We start from the raw sequence: 19,586 nt of genomic DNA, 5'->3' as shown, positions 1-19,586 counted from the left end.
GGAGCGCCCGATGAGCGACCGGAACCGTCCCCGTCACCACGTCCGACCGGCCGCCGGCGGCTGGTGCAACGACCCCAACGGGCCGCTGTGGCACGCCGGGCGCTACCACCTGTTCCAGCAGCACAACCCCGGGTCGACCGAGTGGGGCGACATCCACTGGTCGCACGCGTCCAGCCCGGACCTGCTGACCTGGACCGACCACGGGATCGCGCTCGCACCCACGCCCGGCGGGCGCGACGCGCTCGGGGCCTGGTCGGGGTGCGCGGTGGTCGAGGACGGCGTCCCGACCGCGGTGTACACCGGCATGGACCGCACCGACGGCATCGGCTCGGTCATGCTCGCGCGGGCCACCGACGACGCCGTCTCGTCGTTCAAGGCCGAGCCCGAGCCGGTCGTCGACGGGCCGCCGCCGGGAACCGACCTCCTCGCCTTCCGCGACCCGTTCCTGCTCGAGGCGGGCGGGGTCCGCTGGGGGATCGTCGGCGCCGGCCACCGCGGCGGGGGCCGGCCCGACGTGCTGGTCCACCGGATCGGCGACGACCTGGGCGACTGGCGTCCGGCCGGGTCGCTGCTCGACCCGGGCGACCCGGTCGCGGCCCGCATCGCCCGCCCCGCCGACGCCTGGGAGTGCCCCGCCCTCGTCCCCGCCGGCGACGGCCGCTGGGTGCTCGTCCTGTCGCTGTGGATCGCCGACGTCACCTACTCCACCGTCGCGCTGACCGGCACACTCGACGCCGGCGGGCACGGGCTGCGCTTCCGGCCCGACGGCGGCGGCCCCCTCGACCACGGCCGCGACCACTACGCGGCGACCGCACTGGCCGAGCCCGGCCGCACGCTGCTGTGGGGCTGGAGCTGGGAGTCCCGCTCCCCCGCGGACTCGGCCACCGCGGGCTGGGCCGGGTGCGCCACCTTCCCCCGCGAGATCGGGGTGCACGACGACGGCGGCCTGCGGGTCGAGCCCGCCCGCGAGCTGACCGGCCTGCGCGGCACCCCGCTGGTGCCCGGCGCGGACCTGCCCGCCGGCTACGAACTGGAGCTGGACGCCGGGATCTCCGTGCCCGGCACCGAGGTCGAGCTCCACCTCGGCGACGCGGTGGTCGTGCGGGCCGCGCCGTCGCACGGCCTGGTCACCGTCGACCGCGGGAGCGTTCCCGCCGCCACCGCGCACCCGCTGCCCCGGCCCGGCGCCGTCACGGCCGCGGTGCCGCCCGGCACGCGGACCCACCTGCGCGTCCTCGTCGACGGCCCGGTCGTCGAGGTCTACGCCGACGGCCGCGCCGTGGTGACCGAGAAGGTGTACCCGGCGCCGTCCGGCCCCGCCCGGGTCGTGGTGCCGCGCGGCACGGCCGAGACCACCCTGCGCGGGTGGGCCCTCGACCCGGCCCTGGCGGGGACCGGCACCCTCGGCCCGGACGCCGGACCGGGCGCCGCCCCCGCTCAGTAGGGTGGGGGCGTCGGGCACGGTCGGCACGGTGGGGAGGGTGGTCGTGGCGGGGAGCCGGCCGACGTCCAAGGACGTCGCCAAGCGGGCCGGGGTCTCGCACACCGCGGTGAGCTTCGTGTTCAACGGGCGCGCCGAGGGCAACCTGTCCCCCGCCACCCAGGAGCGGATCCGCGCCGCCGCCGCCGAGCTCGGCTACCGCCCCGACGCCGTCGCCCGCGGGCTGCGGCGCCGCCGCACCGCGGTGATCGGGCTGGTCACCGACCACATCGCGTCGTCGCCCTTCGCCGGGGAGCTGCTCACCGGCGCGATGGAGACCGCCTGGGCCGCGGAGCACCTCGTGCTCACCGTCGACTCCGGCGGCGACCCGGTGAAGGAGGCCGCGGCCGTCGACGCGCTGCTCGACCGGCGGGTCGACGGCATCCTCTACGCCGCGATGTCGCCGTACCGGGTCGCGCTGCCCGACGGGCTCGGAGACACCCCCACCGTCCTGGCGAACTGCCTGCCGGCCGGCGACGACCGTGCCGCCGTGCTGCCCGACGACCGCGCCGGCGGCGCCACCGCGACCCGGGCGCTGCTCGACGCCGGGCACCGCCGGATCGCCGTCGTCGGCGGGATCGACGACATCGCCACCGCGGAGCGCCTCGCCGGGCACCGCGACGCCCTCGCCGCGGCCGGCGTCGCCGAGGGCCCGGTGCGCCACGCCGGCGGCGACCTGTCCGACGGCTACGCCGCGGCGCTGCACCTGCTGTCCGGCCCGGACCGGCCGACCGGGGTGACCTGCTACAACGACCGCGTCGCCACGGGTGTGCTGCAGGCCGCGGCACGCCTGGGGCTGTCGGTGCCCGGCGACCTGTCGGTCGTCGGGTTCGACGACCAGCGGATGCTCTCCGAGCACACCGCGCCGCCGCTGACGACCGTGGCGCTGCCGCACCGCGCGATGGGCGAGGCCGCGGTCGGGCTGCTGCTCGCCGCCGTCACCGGGTCGACGGCGCCGCCGCCGGTGGTCCGGCGGCTGGAGTGCCCGCTGGTCGTGCGGGGCTCGGTCGGCCCGGCCCCGCGCTGAGCGACCGCGTCAGAGGCGTTCGACGCGGTCGGCCTGCGGGCCCCGGTCGCTCTGGCGCACCGCGAAGCGGACCCGGTCGCCCTCCGCCAGCGGCTCCGCCCCCGCGATCACCGAGACGTGCACGAACAGGTCGTCGCCGCCGGAGTCCGGGGTGATGAACCCGAAGCCGCGCTCCTCGTCGTAGCGCGCGACGACGCCCTCGCCGCCCCGGGCGGGCACGTCCCGCGACGCCTGCCGCGCCGCGGGCGCCTGCCGCTTCGGCGCCGCCGGGGGCAGCCCGCCCCGGACGAGGTGGACGTCGCGGGCCTGCGGACCCCGGTCGGCCTCGGTCACCTCGAAGTCGACGCGGTCGCCCTCCGCGAGCCAGGTCAGCCCCTCGGCCAGGGCCCGGGCGTGGACGAAGACGTCCTCGCCGCCGGAGTCGGGGGTGATGAAGCCGAAGCCCTTGTCCTCGTCGTACCAGGCGACCGTGCCGTCCGCGTCGTCGGCGGTGTCGTCCGCCGCGGGCGCTCCGGCAGCCGCGCCCAGCGGGATCACGTGCCCGGCCTGCGGGCCGCGCTCGCCCTCGACGACCAGGAAGGCCACCCGCTGCCCCTCGGTGACCACGCCCCCGGTCACGATGGCGGAGCTGTGCACGAAGATGTCGGCGCCGCCGCCGTCGGGCGTCGCGAAGCCGTACCCCTTGCCCGGCTCGTACCAGCTGACGGTGCCGAGCAGGCCCAGGGCGCTGTCGGCCGCCTCGGCGGTGACGCGCACCCGCAGCGCCTGGGGGCCGCGGTCGTTCTCGCCGACCTCGAACTCGACGACCTGGCCCTCGCGGAGCACCGCCGCCCCGTCGCCCCCGACGATCTCGGAGGCGTGCACGAACACGTCCGGCGAGCCGTCCTCGGGGGCGAGGAAGCCGAACCCCCGGTCGGCGTCGAACCAGCGGACGGTTCCGTGCGGCATCGAGAGCTCCAGATCGGGAGGGCGGGTACTCACCCCAGTCTCCCCGACGGCCCCCGCGGCCCGGAGGGCCGGGGCCACCCACCCGCGGTGCGGGGGGGGTCGGGGGGTGGGCGCACACGACGACGCCGCCCCGTCCGGAGGGACGGAGCGGCGTCGTGGACCTGCGGAGGACTACCGCTGCGTCAGCGGCCGACCTTCTTGCGCCCGGTGATCGCGTTGTAGATGACCAGCACGATGATCGCACCGATCACCGAACCGATGATCCCGCCGACGGAGAAGCTCATGAACTGGCCGCTTCCGCCACCGGAGATCAGCGACCACAGCAGGCCACCGACGAGCGAGCCGACGATGCCGAGCACGATCGTCGGCAGGATGCCCATGCTGTCGTTGCCGGGGACGATGGCACGGGCCAGGAAGCCGGCGATGAGACCGACGACGATGGCGATGAGAATGGTCCAGAGCATGACGTGTCTCCTCTGAGCGGCGAACAGATGCAGCGGAGGCCCGGCATGCCGGACCAAGCTGACACCGAGTGACCCGTGCGCATCATCACCAAACGTTCCGAATGGTCACCGTTCGGACCCGATCGGGCCGACGACGCGAGACGGCGCCGCCCGGAAGCTCCGGGCGGCGCCGTCGGTGGCCGGTCGGCAGGTCAGCGGCCGACCTGCTTGCGACCGGTCACCTTGTTGTAGATGACCAGCACGATGATCGCGCCGATGATGGAGCCGATCCAGCTGGCGGGCTGGAAGCTGCTGAAGCCGGTGAACAGGCTCGCGACGAGTCCACCGACGAACGAGCCGACGATGCCGAGCACGATGGTGCGGACGATGCCGATGTCGTCCTTGCCCGGCACGACCGCACGGGCGATGAAGCCCGCGATGAGGCCGAACACGATCCATCCGATGATCGTCCCGATCATGAGTCCTCCCTGGACGGGTCCGCCCCGTGGGCGGGGGCCGCGGTGGCCGGTTCCGACCGTAGTGCCGCACGGCCGCCGGAACATCGCTGACGCGCCCCGGGACCCGATCCGGCGGCCCCGACCACCGGGATCGGGGACGTCCCTGATGCGCTGCGTGCGGGGTGCGGGATGCGACCCCCTCCCACGGCCAGGTCCGGGTGCAGCAACGCGAACGCGGAATCGGTCCAGAGATCATCTCGCCAACCGCGTCCGCGGATCCGTTGACACGGACAGGACGCGACTGCTTGACTCGACATCACCGTGTTCCAGGTCACACGGGGTGACGGCGCCACCTGCCGTGCCCCGGTCGGTGACACCACCGGGTCGTCGGACCGTCGGCGCCCGGCCCACGCGAGACCCTCCGCGCTGCGGCGCGTGACCACGCACGTGCACGGTCCTACCTCGGCGGCAGGACCGTGTCCCCTCCGCGCCCCCGGGCTGACCTCGTCGCCCGGGGGTGCGGCTCGTCCGGGGCCGGGAGCTACTCGGCGCCGGTGACCGCGACGAGACCGGCGGCCTCGATGCCCGCGACGGCGGCGGCCTCGTCGTTGAGCGAGGCGTCGCCGGTGACGCCGACGGCGCCGAGCACGGCCCCGCTCGCGTCCTTCACGAAGACCCCGCCCGGCACCGAGAACATCTTCCCGCCGGCCAGGTTCGCCACCGAGGTGAAGAACTCCGGGGAGTCCGCGGCGCGCGCGGCGATCGCGCGGTTGGTCATGCCCAGCGCCAGCACGCCGTTGGCCTTGCCGACGGCCAGGTCCGGGCGCAGGTAGCCCGAGCCGTCCTGGCGGGCCAGGGCCACGATCGCGCCGCCCGGGTCGAGCACCGCGACGGTGAGCGGGTTGAAGCCCTGCTCGGTGCCGTGGGCCAGCGCCGCGGCGGTGATGGTCTGGGCCTGCTCGAGGGAGATCGTCATGCCGCAGACCCTGCCATCACCGCGGCGCCGACGCCCGCCCCGGGCCCGCCGGGGCGTCTCAGCGCGCGGTGAACGCCACCAGCGGGATCCTCCGGTCGGTCTTGCGCTCGTAGTCGGCGAAACCGCCGTTGGTGTCCTTGATCCAGGTCCAGATGCGCTCGCGCTCGTCGTCGGGCAGCTCGCTCGCGTGCACCCGGCGGGTCTCGACCGCGCCCTCGCCGTCGGAGATCTCGACGGTGACGTCCGGGTTCGCCATCAGGTTGTGGAACCAGGCGGGGTGGCGCGGCGCGCCCGCCGCGGAGGCCACGACGACCCAGCGGTCGCCGTCGGGGAACCAGCGCAGCGGGGCGATGCGCTCGGCGCCGCTCTTCGCGCCGACGTGGTGCACGAGGATCATCGGCAGGCCGGTGAACGGCTCGCCGACCCGGCCGTCGTTCTCCCGGAACTCGCGGATCACCCTGGTGTTGAAGTCCTCAGCCATGCCCCCATGCTGTCAGGCGGGCGCGCCGCCGGGGGCGAACACGACCCAGCCGGCGGCGAGCGTCGCGGCGGCCGCGACGAGGACGAACAGTGCCGCCCACGCCCCGCCGCCGAGCGGGGTGAGCTCGGCGAGCCGGTCGGCGTCGGAGTGGCGCAGCCGCCCGCCGCGCCGCCCGCGGCGCAGCTCCAGGGCCGCCTTCAGCCCGCCGAACAGCAGGAACCAGGTCAGCGCCGCGGCGAACCCGGTGCGCAGGTCCTCCCCCGCCCGCAGCGCGACCGCGACCAGCACCGCCCCGGTCACCACGACGGCGAGCCCGCCGTAGAGGTTGCGGATCTGCAGCAGCGTCGCGGCGAGCAGGACGACCGCGATCCAGAGCATCGCCCCGGACCGGTCGGCCGCGACGAGCACCGCCCCGCCCAGCCCGAGCAGCGGCGGGAAGACGTAGCCGGCGAGGAACATGACCACCACGCCGGGGCCGCGGCCCGCGCCGGTGGAGTAGGTGACGCCGGAGGAGTCCGCGTGCAGCCGGATGCCGGTCAGCCCGCGCCCCACCAGCACCGCGACGAGAGCGTGCCCGCCCTCGTGGGCGATCGTCACCGCGGTGCGGGTCAGCCGCCAGGTCGGGCGCCAGGCGACGACGGCGAGCGCGAGCAGCGCGGCCAGCAGCGAGGCCGGGCGCGCGGCGACCAGCTCGTAGCCGCGGGTGATCACGTCGAGGTCCACCGCCCCAGTGAACCAGCGGGCCGGGGTCACACCGCGGCGAGGACCTCCTCGACCGCCGCCAGCGCGCCGCCGGTGTCGCGGGCCAGGTGCATGAGGTCGACGAAGGCGTGCTCGACGTCGGTGTCCGCCGCGGCCCGGCGCAGCACGGCGGCGGCGTCCGCGGCGCTCTGGCCCGGCCGGGGGTTGACCCGCAGGACCGCGCCGACCGCGTCGGGCGCCCGGCCGGCGGCGACGGCGGCCGCGCGCAGCTGCGCCCACGGCCGGGGCACCGCCGCGTCGAGGTCGGTGGTGTCGGTGGTGGCGACGGGCAGGAAGCCGTCGGCACGCTCGGCGATGCGCCGCCGTGCCCGCGGGGCGAACCCCGCCAGGTAGACCGGCACGCGGCGGGGCTTGGCGTGCACGTGCGACGGGACGACGGTGGCGAACCGGCCGTCGAAGGCGACGGGGTCGGTGTGCCACCAGGCGTCGAACAGGTCGAGGGCCTCGTCCAGGCGGGCGCCGCGCTCGCCCATCGGGACGCCGACGGCGGCGTACTCCTCGGGCGCCCAGCCGGTGCCGAGCCCGAGCAGCAGGCGCCCGCCGGACAGCGCGTCGAGCGTCGCGGCCTGGCGGGCGAGCAGCGCCGCCGGGTACCACGGCGCGTTCAGGGTGCTCGTGCCCAGCTCGACCCGGGTGGTCACGGCGGCCGCGGCGGCGAGCAGGGCGAGCGGGTCGTGCGCGGTCTCGAACTCGGCCGGGACGCTGCCCGGGCCGCCGGGCCCGCCGCCGTAGCCGACGGCCGGGTCGACCGCCACGAGCAGCCGGTCGCCGGTCCAGAGACTGGCCGCCCCGCGCTCCTCGGCCCCGGCCGCGAACTCCGCGGTCCGGTCGACCTCCGCGGCCGCCGCGCCGAACTGCGGCAACGAGAACCCGATACGCACTTGACCTCCAGCCGCTGGAACCCCCGACGCTGTACCCCGTGACCGCACCGCGCCCTGATGATCACCCTGTCACGCTGACGATCGGGCAGCTCGCCCGGCGCAGCGGCGTCGCCGTGCGCACCGTCCGCTTCTGGTCCGACTCCGGGCTCGTGCCCGCGGACCGGGACGCGACGGGACGCCGGGTCTACGGACCGGCCGCGGTCGCGCGGCTCGACCTCGTGCACACCCTGCGCGAGCTCGGGCTGGGCCTGGACGACGTGCGCGCCGTGCTGTCCCGCCGACGGGGGGTCGGCGAGATCGCGGCGGCACACGTCCGGGCCCTGGACGACCGGATCCGGGAGCTGCGGGCGCAGCGCGCGGTGTGCGCGCTGCTCGCCCGCACCCCCGGTGACACCCCACCCGACGAACGGAGCGTGACCCTGATGAACGACCTGGCCCGGCTGTCCGCGGCCCAGCGGCAGCACCTGATCGACGACTTCGTGACCGAGACCTTCGCCGGCGTCGAGGACGACCCGACCGGCGGCCGGCTCGCCGCGGGTATGCGCACGCTGCCCACCGAGCTGCCCGACGAGCCGTCCCCGGAGCAGGTCGGGGCCTGGGTCGAGCTGGCCGAGCTGGTCCGCGACCCCGGTTTCCGCGCCCGCTGCCGGGAGATGGCCGTGGCCGGTGCGACGGCCGACGAGCACCGGCAGCGTCAGGCCGACCCGGCCGCGGTGGCCGAGCACGCCGGCGGCGCGCTCGCGGCGGGCGTCGACCCGGCGAGCCCGCAGGCCGCCGCGGCGCTGGAGCGCATCCCCGGCGTCGCCGGGCTCACCGCCTCCGAGCGCGCGGAGTGGGCGGCGACGGTGGAGCTGTTCACCGACCGCCGCGTCGAGCGCTACTGGGCGCTGCTCGGCGTCCTCAACGGCTGGCCGGCCCGCGAGCCGGTGCTGCCGGCCTTCGAGTGGTTCGCCGCCGCGCTGCGCGGTGCACCGGTTCAGGCGGACTCGGCCCAGCCGTAGAACACCCGCTCGACGACGGCGCGGGCCCGCCGGGTGACGCGCCGGTAGTCGTCGGCGAACTCGCCCGGGTCACCCCCGAGCGGGTACCCGAGTGCGACGGCGACGGCCGCCAGCTCCCGCCCCGAGCGCGGGAGCTGGTCGGCGGGCTTGCCGCGGACCAGCATGATCGCGTTGCGGGCCGCGGTCGCGGTGCGCCAGCCCTCACCCAGCTCACCGGCGTCCTCGGCGCTGATCAGGCCGGCCTCGGCGGCCTCCCGCAGCCCCTCCAGGGTGGAGGTGGTGCGCAGCTCGGGGACGTCGCCCGCGTGCTGCAGCTGCAGCAGCTGCACCGTCCACTCGACGTCGGCGAGCCCGCCCAGGCCCAGCTTGGTGTGGGTGGAGCGGTCGGCGCCGCGGGGCAGCCGCTCGGCGTCGACCCGGGCCTTGATCCGCCGGATCTCGGCCACCGCGGACGACGACAGCCCGTCCGCGGGGTAGCGGATCGGGTCGATCAGCGCGGTGAACTCCCGGCCCAGACCGCGGTCGCCGGCGATCGGGCGGGCGCGCAGCAGCGCCTGGGCCTCCCACACCTCCCCCCAGCGGGCGTAGTACTCGCGGTAGGAGGCCAGGGTGCGCACCATCGGCCCGGAGCGGCCCTCGGGGCGCAGGTCGGCGTCGACCGGCAGCGCCGGGTCGGGGCTGGGCGAGCCGAGCAGCCGCCGTACCCGCTCGACGACCTTCGTCGCCCACCGGACGGCGGTGTGGTCGTCGACGCCCTCGGCCGGGGCGCAGACGAACATGACGTCGGCGTCGCTGCCGTAGCTGGACTCGCCGCCGCCGAGGCGGCCCATCCCGATCACCGCCAGCGTCGCGGCCCGCTCGGGCTCGGCGCGCAGCACCGCGTCCAGGGTCGCGGCGAGCACCGCCTCGTTCACCGAGTTCAGCGCCGCGCACACCGCGTCGACCGGCAGCAGCCCGAGCAGGTCGGCGCAGGCGATGCGCAGCATCTCGTGGCGCCGGTAGGACCGGGCGGAGGCGACCGCGGCCTCCGGGGTGCCCTGGCGCGCCACCGTGGTGCGCAGCGCCATCGACACCTCGGCCGGGTCGCGGGTCAGCTCCGGGCTCTGCACCCCCGACGAGGTCGCCAGCATCCGCAGCACCTCCGGCGCGCGCGCCAGCAGGTCCGGCACCAGCGCGGACGTGCCGAGCAGCGTCATCAGGCGCTGGGCGACCGCGCCCTCGTCGCGCAGCAGCCGCAGGTACCAGGGCGTGTCGGCCAGCGCCTCGGAGACGCGCCGGTAGGCGAGCAGGCCGCGGTCGGGGTCCGGGCTCTGCGACAGCGAGTCCAGCAGGACCGGCAGCAGCGCCCGCTGGATCGACGCGGCCCGCGACACCCCGCCGGTCAGCGCCCGCAGGTGCCCCAGCGCCCCCTCCGGCGACGCCCAGCCCAGCGCCTTCATCCGCGCCGTGGCCGCCGCCGGGGACAGGACGGCGTCGGCCCCGTCGGCGGACAGCCGCGACACCGCTCCGAGCAGCGGGCGGTAGAAGAGCTTCTCGTGCAGCCGGGTCACCCGCCGCGCGTTGCGCTGCCACTCGTCGACGAGCACCCCGACGACGTCGCGGCGCCCGTCCGGGCGGACCCGCGCCGCGCGCGCCAGCCAGCGCAGGCCGTCGGTGTCGTCGGCGGCCGGGAGCAGGTGGGTGCGGCGCAGCTTCTGCAGCTGCAGACGGTGCTCGAGCAGGCGCAGGAAGCGGTAGGACGCGGCGAGGTTCGCGCCGTCGTCGCGGCCGACGTAGCCGCCGTCGGACAGCGCCGCCAGCGCGACGAGGGTGTTGCCGCTGTGCAGGGTGTCGTCGTTGCGGCCGTGGACCAGCTGCAGCAGCTGGACGGCGAACTCGACGTCGCGCAGCCCGCCGCGGCCGAGCTTGAGCTCGCGTTCGCGCTGCTCGGAGGGGATGTTCTCGATGACGCGGGTCCGCATCGCCTGCACGTCGGCGACGAAGTCGTCGCGGGTGCAGGCCTGCCAGACCATCGGGTTGAGCGCGTCGATGTAGAACCGGCCGAGCACCGGGTCCCCGGCGATCGGGCGGGCCTTGAGCAGCGCCTGGAACTCCCAGGTCTTGGCCCACCGCTTGTAGTAGGAGACGTGCCCGTCCAGGGTCCGCACCAGCGCGCCCTGGCGCCCCTCGGGGCGCAGGTTCGCGTCGACCTCGAAGCACGCCTCCCCCGCGATGCGCATGACCCGCGACGCGAGCTTCGTGGCGGGCTGGGTCAGCTCGCCGCCGGGCTCGGCGACGAACACGACGTCGACGTCGGAGACGTAGTTCAGCTCGCGCCCGCCGCACTTGCCGAGCCCGATGACCGCCAGGCGCAGCTCGTCGGGCGGGTCCAGCTCGGCCGCGGCGACCGCCAGCGACGCCGACAGCGCGGCCTCGGCGAGGTCGGCGAGCTGGGCGGCGACGTCGTCGACCTCCATGACCGGCAGCGACGGGTCCCCGACGGCGGCCAGGTCGGCCGAGGCCAGGCCGAGCAGCTCGTCGCGGTAGGCGATGCGCAGCGCGCCGACGGCCTCGGCGCCGGTCAGCGTCGCGCGGGCCCCGCCGACCGTGCCCGGCGGTGGCGCGGACGGGTCGGCGCCGACCGCGCGGAGCAGGTTCGTGGTGCGCCGGGCCAGGTCCGGCGGCGGGTTCTGCCGGTCGGCGGTGTCGGCGAGCAGCGGCCACCGGTCCGGGTGCGCGACGAGGTGGTCCCCCAGCGCCGTCGAGGACCCGAGCGTGGCGAACAGCCGACCGCGCAGGCCGCGGTCGGTGCGCAGCGCCGCGTCGATGTCGGGCCAGGGCGGGGTCTGGGCCAGCCGCTCCACCGTCCGCAGCGCGAGCGCCTGGTCGGGGCTGCGCGCCAGCGCCCACATGATCTCCTCGCAGCCGGCGGTCGGGCCGTCGCCGGCCCACCAGCCCAGCTCGCGCAGGATCGCGTCCGCGCCCTCGCCGGTGAGTCCGAGCCGGGCCAGCGAGGTTCCCGTACGCCGATCCATGACCGGTGATCCTGCCCCATCACGACCCGGTCACGCCGGTCACCGCCGCCACGGGTTCAGGCGACCAGCGCGGTCACCCGGATCTCGACGTGCATCGTCGCGAGCCCGAGCGCGGTCACGCCGGTCTGGGTCCACACCGGCGCCCGCCCGCCCGTGCGGGCGCGGAACTCGCGGGTCATCACGGCGTTGTGGTCCTCGCCGATCGCGGCCCGGCCCGGCTCGACCCGGTGGTAGGAGTTCACGTGCACGACGTCGGCCCAGCTCGCGCCGGCCTCGGCGAGCGTGCGGCCGACGTTGTCGAAGGCCTGCACGATCTCGGCCTCCAGGTCCTCGGGGACGACCAGGTCGTCGTCCCAGCCGCCCTGGCCGGAGGTCTCCACACGGTTGCCGATGCGGACGGCCTGGCTGTAGCCGAGCAGGTCGCGGGCGGTCTCGCCGTAGCCGGGGGTCAGGTGGAAGGTCGCGGTCCCGTTCACTTCACGCATGAATTCAAGCTACAAGTCATCGGGCCGGTTGTACAGTCCCCTCGATGACCGACCGACCCGACGGGCACGCCGAGGACCCGCGGTGGCTCGACGCCGCCGACAAGGCCGCGTGGACCGGCGTCGTCGCGATGGTCATGCTGCTGCCCGGACGCCTGGAGGCCCCGCTGCAGCGCGAGCACGGGCTCACCCTGTTCGAGTACCTGACGCTGAGCCACATGTCCGAGGCGCCGCAGCGCCGGCTGCGGATGAGCGAGCTCGCCTTCCTCGCGAACGGCTCGCTGTCGCGGCTGTCGAACGTGGTCAAGCGCCTGGAGGGACGCGGCTGGGTGCGCCGCTCCCCCGACCCCGCCGACGGCCGCTACACCGTCGCCGCACTGACCGACGACGGGTTCGCCGTCGTGCGGGCGGCCGCGCCCACGCACCTGCGCGCCGTCCGGGAGCTGGTCCTGGACCGGCTCGACGACACCGACCGCGAGGTGCTCGGCCGCATCGCCGGGACCCTCGCGCTGAGCATCCCGCCCACCGGCCGGTGACCGCGGGACGGAGCGACGACCCAGGGGGACCGCGATGGACGTGCTGATCGCCGGCGGCGGCATCGGAGGGCTGACCGCGGCGCTGGCGCTGCACCGGGCCGGGATCGGCGCGACCGTGTACGAGCAGGGCTCCGGCGCGGGTGAGCTCGGGGTCGGGTTCAACCTGCTGCCGCACGCCGTACGGGTGCTCGACGGCCTCGGGCTGGGCGGGCCGCTGGCCGCGACCGGGATCGCGACCACCGACCTGACCTACGCCCACCGGCTCGGGCAGCCGATCCTGCGACGGCCGTGCGGGCTCGCCGCCGGGTTCGCGTTCCCGCAGGTCGCCGGGCACCGCGGGCGGATCCACCGGATGCTCGCCGACGCCGTGCGCGAGCGGCTCGGGCCCGCCGCGATCCGCACCCGGCACCGGGTCGCCGCCGTCGACGCCGCCGGCGACGGGGTGCGGGTCGCCTTCGACGGCGACGGCCTGCCCGACGCGACCGGCGACGTGCTCGTCGCCGCCGACGGCATCCACTCCGCGGTGCGGGCAGGGCTGTTCCCCGCCGAGGGCCCGCCCCGCTGGAACGGGGTGTCGATGTGGCGCGGCGCGACGGACTGGCCGGCCTTCCGCGGGGGCCGCTCGATGGTCGTCGCGGGCGGGAACGCGGCGAAGCTCGTCGTCTACCCGGTCGGTGCCGGGTCCGCACCCGGCACGGTGCTCACCAACTGGGCGGTCTGCATCGCCACCGGTGCGGACGGCGACCCGGCCCCGCAGCGCCAGGACTGGTCGCGGCCCGCGGACCGCGAGGAGACCCTCGCCCACGCCCGCCGCTTCCACCTCGACGACGTCGACCACCTGGCGCTGATCGCGGCCACGCCCGACATCTTCGAGTTCCCGATGTGCGACCGCGACCCGCTGCCGCACTGGTCGCGCGGGCGGGTCACGCTGCTCGGCGACGCCGCGCACCCGATGGTCCCGATGGGCTCCAACGGCGCGGGCCAGGCGATCCTCGACGCCGACGCACTCGCCCGGCACCTGTCGGCCGGACAGGGCCCCGAGGCCGCGCTGGCCGCCTACGAGGCCGAACGGCTCCCGATGACCGCCGACGTGGTGCTGCGCAACCGCGCGGGCGGCCCGGAGCGGGTCATCGACGAGGTCGAGGCGCGCGCCCCCGACGGGTTCGACGACCTGGACGCGGTGATCACCGGCGAGGAGCTCGAGGAGATCTTCGCCGGCTACCACCGCGCCTCGGGCAACACCCGCTAGTCGGCGCCCTCGACGCTGCCCGGCGGGAGGAAGTCGACGTCGTGCAGCGCCGACTGCCGCACGACCTCGGCCGGGTCGGTCAGGTCGTGCAGCCGGTCGAACAGCGACGCGAGCCGCCCGGCCGGGCTCACCCAGAACAGCGCGCGGGCGTCGCCGTCGCCCCTGTTGTAGTACGCGTGCGGGAGCCCCTTGGGCATGAGCACGGTGTCGCCCGGCCCGGCCTTCTCCCACTGCCCGTCGAGGTAGAGGGTGAAGACCCCGTCGAGGACGTGGATGTGCTCGTCCTGGGTGGTGTGCACGTGCGGCGGCACACCGGTGCCCGGCGGGTCGAGGGTCTCGAAGGCGAAGCTGGTCTCGCTGACCGCCTTCGCCCAGTAGGTGTGGCCCAGCACGTTCCACACCCGCTTGTACTGGCCCTCGCCCGCCCGCGTGATGCCCTTCGGCAGCGGGCCGAGGATGATCTCTTCTGCGTCGAAGCCGCTCACAGGACGGGAAGGTACGTGGCGAGCTCGTGCGGTGTCACGTTCCGCCGGTAGGCGTCCCACTCGGCCCGCTTGTTGCGCAGGAAGAAGTCGAACACGTGCTCGCCGAGGTACTCGGCGACGAGCTCGGAGCGCTCCATGACGTCGAGCGCCTCGGTGAGGTTCTGCGGGAGCAGCTCGTAGCCCAGCGCCTTGCGCTCGGTGTCGGTCAGCGCCCACACGTCGTCCTCGGTGGGCGGTGGCAGCTCGTAGCCCTTCTGGATGCCGGTGAGCCCGGCACCCAGGATCACGGCGTAGGCCAGGTAGGGGTTGCAGGCGGAGTCCAGCGTGCGCACCTCGACGCGGCGCGAGGACGACTTGCCCGGGGAGTACATCGGCACCCGCACCAGCGCGGAGCGGTTCGCGTGCCCCCACGACACCGCGGTGGGGGCCTCCCCGCCGGTGATCAGCCGCTTGTAGGAGTTGACCCACTGGTTGGTGACCGCGGTGATCTCCCGGGCGTGCTTGAGCACGCCCGCGACGAACGCCTTGCCGGTCGCGGACAGCTCGTAGGGGTCGTCCGGGTCGTGGAAGGCGTTGTGGTCGCCCTCGAACAGCGAGAAGTGGGTGTGCATCGCCGAGCCGGGGTGCTCGGAGAACGGCTTGGGCATGAACGACGCGCGCACGCCCTGGGTCAGCGCGACCTCCTTCACGACGTAGCGGAACGTCATGAGGTTGTCGGCCATCGTCAGCGCGTCGGCGTAGCGCAGGTCGATCTCCTGCTGGCCCGGGCCGCCCTCGTGGTGGGAGAACTCCACCGAGATGCCCATCGACTCCAGCGTCTCGATGGTGTTGCGCCGGAAGTGCGGGGCGACGTCGTGGCTGGCCTGGTCGAAGTAGCCGCCGGAGTCGGCGGGGATCGGCCGGGTGCCGTCGTCGGGCAGGTTCTTCAGCAGGTAGAACTCGATCTCGGGGTGCACGTAGCAGGTGAACCCGGCCTCGCCGGCCTTGTTCAGCGCCCGGGTCAGGACGTGGCGCGGGTCCGCCCAGGACGGCGAGCCGTCGGGCATCGCGATGTCGCAGAACATCCGCGCCGAGTAGTGCTCGCCCGACGCCGTCTCCCAGGGCAGCACCTGGAACGTCGACGGGTCGGGCTTGGCCACCATGTCCGACTCGTAGACGCGGGCGAAGCCCTCGATCGCCGAGCCGTCGAAGCCGATGCCCTCGGCGAACGCGCCCTCCAGCTCGGCCGGCGCGACCGCCACCGACTTGAGGTACCCGAGCACGTCCGTGAACCAGAGACGGACGAAACGGATGTCGCGTTCCTCGAGCGTGCGGAGCACGAACTCCTGCTGGCGGTCCATGACGGCGGAGCCTAGGAACCCCGTGTTACGCGGATGTTTCCGGGGTGTGCGGGCGACCCGGTCGTGGCCGCCCGCACACCCGCGCGCCGGTGGTCAGCTCGGCGAGAGCGTGCACTCCGCGCCCTGCGGCGGGAGCGTCAGGTTCACCAGGTAGTCCACCGCGAGCTTGTCGGTGCACGGGTCACCCTGCAGCGACGCCGTGTGCTGGTTGCCGTTGACCTTGATCAGGCTGCCCCCGAGCTGCGAGGCCAGGTCCACCCCGGCCTGGTACGGCGTCGCCGGGTCACCGGTGACCGACACCACGACGACCGGCGGGAGCCCGTCGACCTCCGGCGTGTGCGGCTCGGTGGTGGGCGGGACCGGCCAGAACGCGCACGCGTCGCGGGCGCCGACCGGGCCGCGGCCGGTGGAGCGGAACGGGGCGGCCTCGTCGGCCCGCGTCGCGAGCTCCAGCGCCTCGGCCGGGTCCTTGAGCGCCGGCTGGTTGACGCAGCTGATCGACTGGAACGCCTGGATCATGTTCGAGTAGCGGCCCTGCTGGTCGCGCTCGTGGTACAGGTCGGCGAGCAGCATGAGCACGCGGCCCTGGCCCGAGGCGACCTCGGAGATGCCGCGCTCCAGCGCGGGCCACAGCTGGGACACGTAGAGGGCCTGGCTGACGCCGGTCTGCGCGTCGTTGAAGCTGAGGACGCGGCCGTCGCCGACCGGGACGGGCTTGTCGATCAGCGGCTGCATGATCTTCTGGAACGCCGCCGTGGCCTGCTGCGGGTCGGTGCCCAGCGGGCAGTTCGGCCGGTTCGTGCAGTCCTTGGCGAAGTTGTCGAACGCGAGCTGGAACCCGGCGTTCTGCTTGACGGTGGAGTCGATCGTCGACTGGGTCGGGTCGATCGCGCCGTCGAGCAGCAGGGCGCGCACGTTCTGCGGGAACGCCTCGGCGTAGGCGGTGCCGAGCTCGGTGCCGTAGGAGAACCCGGCGTAGGTCATCTTCTCGTCGCCGACCGCGGCCCGCATGACGTCCATGTCCTTGGCGACGTCGCGGGTGCCGACGTTGGCGAGCACGTCGGCACCGGTGCGCTGCGTGCAGCGCTCGGCGAACAGACGGCTGTCGGCCTCGGCGGCGGCGATCCCGGCCGGCGAGGGGTCGGCGAAGACCTTGGTGCGCTCCTCGTCGTTCTCCGCGTCGGTGAGGCAGCTGATCCGCGGCCGGCTGGCGCCGGTGCCGCGCGGGTCGAAGCCGATGAGGTCGAAGCGGTCGCCCAGGCCGTTGGTGGCCCAGTCCGCTGCCTTCCGCGAGACGAACGAGGTGCCCGACGCGCCGGGCCCGCCCGGGTCGGCGAACAGCGAGCCGATCTTCTGGCCGGTGGCCTTCTTGCGCAGCAGCGCGATCTGCATCGTCTTCCCGTCACCGGGCTGCGCGTAGTCCTGCGGGACGTTCACCCGGGTGCAGTCGAACTGCGCGTCGGCGAAGGTCTGCTGGTCGTCGGCGGTCGGGGCGTAGTCGTTGCACGGGCCCCACTGCAGCTGCTGGTCGTAGAACTGCGCGAGCTCGGGCGGGTTCTGCATCGCCTGGGCCGAGGTCCCGCTGCCGGCGTCGGCGCACGCACCGACGAGCACCAGGGCGGCGGCCCCGATGGCGGCCAGCGCTGGTCGGGGGACACGGGGTCGCGACAGCCGAGGGAGCATGACCGTGAGCATGCCACCGACCCCCGACGGTGACCGGGCGCGGGTCGCCCGACGGGTGAGGGTGCCCACACCACGGGGCGGGCGGGGCGGTCGCGCTGCCACCCTGGCGTGCGCCATCGACGGCGAACCCGGGGACCCGCGGCGAGCGCGGGCCTCGAGGCACGGAAGGAGCTCACCGATGAGCACGCAGCACAGCGGCGAGGTCGAGTCGCCGTACCGGGCGGCCCCCGCACCGAAGCGCACCCGCGTCCACCACCTGCTGCAGTGGAAGCAGGAGGGTCGGCGCTGGCCCATGCTGACCGCCTACGACGTCTACTCCGCCGAGATCTTCGACGACGCCGGGATCCCGGTGCTGCTCGTCGGCGACTCGGCGGGCAACAACGTGTTCGGCCACGACAACACCATCCCGGTCACGGTCGACGACCTGCTCCCGCTGACCCGCGCCGTGGTGCGCGGCGCGCGGCACGCGCTCGTCGTCGCCGACCTGCCGTTCGGCAGCTACCAGGTCTCCCCCGCGCAGGCGCAGGAGACGGCGTTCCGGTTCATGAAGGAGGCGGGCGCGCACGCGGTCAAGCTCGAGGGCGGCGCCCGGTTCGCGCCGCAGGTCGAGGCGCTGACGGCGTCCGGGGTGCCGGTCATGGGCCACCTCGGGTTCACCCCGCAGTCCGAGCACGCCCTGGGCGGGTTCCGCATCCAGGGCCGCGGCGACGCCGCCGACCGGCTCGTCGAGGACGCGCTGGCGGTCCAGGAGGCGGGCGCGTTCGCCGTGGTGCTGGAGATGGTGCCCGCCGACGTCGCCAAGCGGGTCACCGGCGAGCTGCGGATCCCGACCGTCGGGATCGGCGCCGGCCCGGACTGCGACGCCCAGGTGCTGGTCTGGTCGGACATGGCCGGGATGAACCGCGGCCGGGTGCCGCGCTTCGTGAAGAAGTACGCCGAGGTCGGCGCGGTGCTGCACGACGCGGCCGCCGCGTTCGCCGCCGACGTCCGCGGCGGCGAGTACCCGGCCGAGGAGCACAGCTACCGCTGAGCGCGGCGCCCGGGCGGCCCCGGCCGCGCGCGGGTACGGCCTCCCCGGCCCGCCGGGGAGGCCGGTGCTCAGCGCGCCGGCGCCAGGCCGGGGATCCCGCCGCCCGCGTGGTGGCGGGCGAGCATCCGCGCCGCCGGGGTGTCGCGCCGGGCCAGGCGCCCGGCGAGGACCTCGAGGCGGGCCCGGTGCCCCGGCTCGCCGGCGAGCGCGGCGGCCGCGGCGTCCAGCACCGCCTGCGACCCCGCCCGGACCGCCGGGTCGGCCCAGCCGCGCAGCGCGCAGCGCCGGTGCGCCGCGGCGTCCGGGGTGCGCCGGCGCCCGGTCAGGGTGTCGTCGCGCAGCAGCCCGGTCAGCAGGCTCAGCAGCGCCCCGAACAGGTCGGTGCCGACGCCGTCGGCGGGCTCCTCCCCGGTGCGGACGGGCACGGCGTCGAACGCCGCGAACTCGATGCGGCCGACCTCGCCGGGGATGCCCGCGTGGCGCACCAGGCTGGGGTCGCCCGCGGGCAGCGGCACGCCGGGCGCCACGTAGGCCAGCGCGGCCGGGCGGGCGCCGGTGCGGCGGGCGGTGCGCGCGGACAGGCCGCCCCACGGCCGCCCGGCCCGGAACGGCGAGGAGAACGACCACGGCACCAGGTAGGGGCTGTAGTAGGTCAGCTTCGCCGCCGCGTCGGCCAGGACCGCCGGGTCGGTGCCCGACTCCGGGAACGACAGGTTGAGGTCGGGCCCCCAGGTCACCATGTGCAGGTGCGAGGTGCGCTCCTCGGGCGAGTCCGCCATCAGGGCGCGCTCGTGGGCGTTGGGCGGCGGGTCGAGCCGGTAGGAGGTCAGCTCGGGGTGGTGCCCCATCGCGACCGGGCGCAGGCCGTGCCGGGCGCACACCGCGGCGAGGGTGGCGGCGTCGTCGGCCAGTGCGGTGACGGCGGCCTCGACCGAGTCGTGCACGCGGGTCCGGATCTCGATGCCCTTCGGGTCGAACCGGACCAGCGCGCCCTGCTCGTCGAGGCGCTCGTAGCCCTCGGCGTACCAGCGCTTGCGGCGGATCCCGGCGTCGCCGATGCGCAGGTCGGACTGCCCGGCGGGCAGCTCGGGCAGCTCGTCGACGACGGCGGCGACCTCGGCGTGGCCCAGCGAGCGGTGGTCGGCCACCGTCCCGTCCGCGCGCAGCAGCGCGAGCTCGTGCTCGATCCCGTACCGCGCGTCGCCGCGCATCGACCACCCCCGGTTCCCGATGTGACTCCCGATGTGACTCCCGATGCGACACAGCACGTTACCCACCGCGACCGTCGCCCCCGTGTGATCCGTGCCGGG

At 75.5% G+C, this 19,586-nt stretch carries 19 protein-coding genes; 6 read left to right on the top strand and 13 right to left on the bottom strand.

Going from position 1 to position 19,586, the window contains the following annotated elements; genetic code table 11:
- Positions 1 to 10 precede the first annotated feature (10 nt).
- Together WJX68_RS00265 and WJX68_RS00260 are read left to right on the top strand one after the other, a co-directional pair.
- Positions 11 to 1,444 carry a glycoside hydrolase family 32 protein gene (locus tag WJX68_RS00265; RefSeq protein WP_340285372.1) on the top strand — a complete coding sequence of 478 codons (1,434 nt, stop codon included), beginning with the start codon at positions 11 to 13 and terminating at the stop codon, positions 1,442 to 1,444.
- Positions 1,445 to 1,472: 28 nt separating this feature from the next.
- Positions 1,473 to 2,507 (top strand): LacI family DNA-binding transcriptional regulator, encoded by a 1,035-nt coding sequence (locus WJX68_RS00260; protein ID WP_340285370.1) that lies wholly within the window; start codon positions 1,473 to 1,475, stop codon positions 2,505 to 2,507.
- Positions 2,508 to 2,516: 9 nt separating this feature from the next.
- Here the strand turns inward: WJX68_RS00260 and WJX68_RS25190 are convergent, their stop codons facing one another.
- From WJX68_RS25190 to WJX68_RS00210, 7 genes are all read right to left on the bottom strand, one after another.
- Complete coding sequence (locus WJX68_RS25190) at positions 2,517 to 3,455, bottom strand: cold-shock protein (RefSeq protein ID WP_422785632.1); 939 nt, start codon at positions 3,453 to 3,455, stop codon at positions 2,517 to 2,519.
- Between the two features lie 182 nt (positions 3,456 to 3,637).
- On the bottom strand, positions 3,638 to 3,919 hold the full coding sequence (locus tag WJX68_RS00235; RefSeq protein WP_340285368.1) for a GlsB/YeaQ/YmgE family stress response membrane protein: 282 nt from the start codon (positions 3,917 to 3,919) through the stop codon (positions 3,638 to 3,640).
- Positions 3,920 to 4,110: 191 nt separating this feature from the next.
- Entirely contained in the window at positions 4,111 to 4,377 is a 267-nt protein-coding gene (locus WJX68_RS00230; protein ID WP_340285367.1) for a GlsB/YeaQ/YmgE family stress response membrane protein, read from the bottom strand.
- Positions 4,378 to 4,897: 520 nt separating this feature from the next.
- Entirely contained in the window at positions 4,898 to 5,332 is a 435-nt protein-coding gene (locus WJX68_RS00225; RefSeq protein WP_340285366.1) for a GlcG/HbpS family heme-binding protein, read from the bottom strand.
- A gap of 58 nt (positions 5,333 to 5,390) precedes the next feature.
- Positions 5,391 to 5,813, bottom strand: a complete 423-nt coding sequence (locus WJX68_RS00220; protein ID WP_340285365.1) for a nitroreductase/quinone reductase family protein — start codon at positions 5,811 to 5,813, stop codon at positions 5,391 to 5,393.
- Between the two features lie 12 nt (positions 5,814 to 5,825).
- The gene (locus WJX68_RS00215; protein WP_340285363.1) at positions 5,826 to 6,536 is read right to left on the bottom strand and encodes a M50 family metallopeptidase; all 711 of its coding nucleotides are present in this window, start codon (positions 6,534 to 6,536) and stop codon (positions 5,826 to 5,828) included.
- 26 nt (positions 6,537 to 6,562) lie between these two features.
- Positions 6,563 to 7,456 carry a TIGR03619 family F420-dependent LLM class oxidoreductase gene (locus WJX68_RS00210; RefSeq protein ID WP_340285361.1) on the bottom strand — a complete coding sequence of 298 codons (894 nt, stop codon included), beginning with the start codon at positions 7,454 to 7,456 and terminating at the stop codon, positions 6,563 to 6,565.
- Positions 7,457 to 7,494: 38 nt separating this feature from the next.
- Between WJX68_RS00210 and WJX68_RS00205 the strand changes: the two genes are divergently transcribed.
- Entirely contained in the window at positions 7,495 to 8,457 is a 963-nt protein-coding gene (locus WJX68_RS00205; RefSeq protein ID WP_340285358.1) for a MerR family transcriptional regulator, read from the top strand.
- Here the strand turns inward: WJX68_RS00205 and WJX68_RS00200 are convergent.
- Together WJX68_RS00200 and WJX68_RS00195 are read right to left on the bottom strand one after the other, a co-directional pair.
- The gene (locus tag WJX68_RS00200) at positions 8,433 to 11,471 is read right to left on the bottom strand and encodes a bifunctional [glutamine synthetase] adenylyltransferase/[glutamine synthetase]-adenylyl-L-tyrosine phosphorylase (protein WP_340285355.1); all 3,039 of its coding nucleotides are present in this window, start codon (positions 11,469 to 11,471) and stop codon (positions 8,433 to 8,435) included. The two genes, WJX68_RS00205 and WJX68_RS00200, sit on opposite strands and share 25 nt — an antisense overlap.
- Positions 11,472 to 11,527: 56 nt before the next feature.
- On the bottom strand, positions 11,528 to 11,956 hold the full coding sequence (locus tag WJX68_RS00195; protein WP_340285353.1) for a Rid family hydrolase: 429 nt from the start codon (positions 11,954 to 11,956) through the stop codon (positions 11,528 to 11,530).
- Positions 11,957 to 12,000: 44 nt separating this feature from the next.
- Between WJX68_RS00195 and WJX68_RS00190 the strand changes: the two genes are divergently transcribed.
- Together WJX68_RS00190 and WJX68_RS00185 are read left to right on the top strand one after the other, a co-directional pair.
- Positions 12,001 to 12,489 carry a MarR family winged helix-turn-helix transcriptional regulator gene (locus tag WJX68_RS00190; RefSeq protein ID WP_340285351.1) on the top strand — a complete coding sequence of 163 codons (489 nt, stop codon included), beginning with the start codon at positions 12,001 to 12,003 and terminating at the stop codon, positions 12,487 to 12,489.
- Positions 12,490 to 12,523: 34 nt separating this feature from the next.
- Complete coding sequence (locus tag WJX68_RS00185; RefSeq protein WP_340285349.1) at positions 12,524 to 13,738, top strand: FAD-dependent monooxygenase; 1,215 nt, start codon at positions 12,524 to 12,526, stop codon at positions 13,736 to 13,738.
- On the opposite strand, the gene WJX68_RS00180 is transcribed toward WJX68_RS00185, so the two are convergent.
- The 3 genes from WJX68_RS00180 to WJX68_RS00170 all read right to left on the bottom strand — a co-directional run bounded on the left by WJX68_RS00180 (position 13,735) and on the right by WJX68_RS00170 (position 17,246).
- Positions 13,735 to 14,223 carry a cupin domain-containing protein gene (locus WJX68_RS00180; protein WP_340285347.1) on the bottom strand — a complete coding sequence of 163 codons (489 nt, stop codon included), beginning with the start codon at positions 14,221 to 14,223 and terminating at the stop codon, positions 13,735 to 13,737. The two genes, WJX68_RS00185 and WJX68_RS00180, sit on opposite strands and share 4 nt — an antisense overlap.
- The gene (gene glnA, locus WJX68_RS00175; protein ID WP_340285344.1) at positions 14,220 to 15,563 is read right to left on the bottom strand and encodes a type I glutamate--ammonia ligase; all 1,344 of its coding nucleotides are present in this window, start codon (positions 15,561 to 15,563) and stop codon (positions 14,220 to 14,222) included. Before glnA ends, WJX68_RS00180 begins: the two co-directional genes overlap by 4 nt.
- Positions 15,564 to 15,656: 93 nt before the next feature.
- Positions 15,657 to 17,246 (bottom strand): alpha/beta hydrolase, encoded by a 1,590-nt coding sequence (locus WJX68_RS00170; RefSeq protein WP_340285341.1) that lies wholly within the window; start codon positions 17,244 to 17,246, stop codon positions 15,657 to 15,659.
- 178 nt (positions 17,247 to 17,424) lie between these two features.
- On the opposite strand from WJX68_RS00170, the gene panB reads away from it, so the two are divergent.
- A complete protein-coding gene (panB, locus tag WJX68_RS00165) occupies positions 17,425 to 18,276 on the top strand; it encodes a 3-methyl-2-oxobutanoate hydroxymethyltransferase (RefSeq protein WP_340285339.1) in 852 nt (283 codons plus the stop codon).
- 68 nt (positions 18,277 to 18,344) lie between these two features.
- Here panB and WJX68_RS00160 read toward each other — a convergent pair whose 3' ends face one another.
- Positions 18,345 to 19,487 carry a glutamate-cysteine ligase family protein gene (locus WJX68_RS00160; protein WP_340285336.1) on the bottom strand — a complete coding sequence of 381 codons (1,143 nt, stop codon included), beginning with the start codon at positions 19,485 to 19,487 and terminating at the stop codon, positions 18,345 to 18,347.
- Positions 19,488 to 19,586 lie beyond the last annotated feature (99 nt).

Origin of the sequence: Pseudonocardia spirodelae (genome assembly GCF_037727765.1) — a bacterium.
GTDB classification, from domain to species: Bacteria; Actinomycetota; Actinomycetes; order Mycobacteriales; family Pseudonocardiaceae; genus Pseudonocardia; species Pseudonocardia spirodelae.
This window is presented reverse-complemented; position numbering and strand designations above follow the sequence as displayed.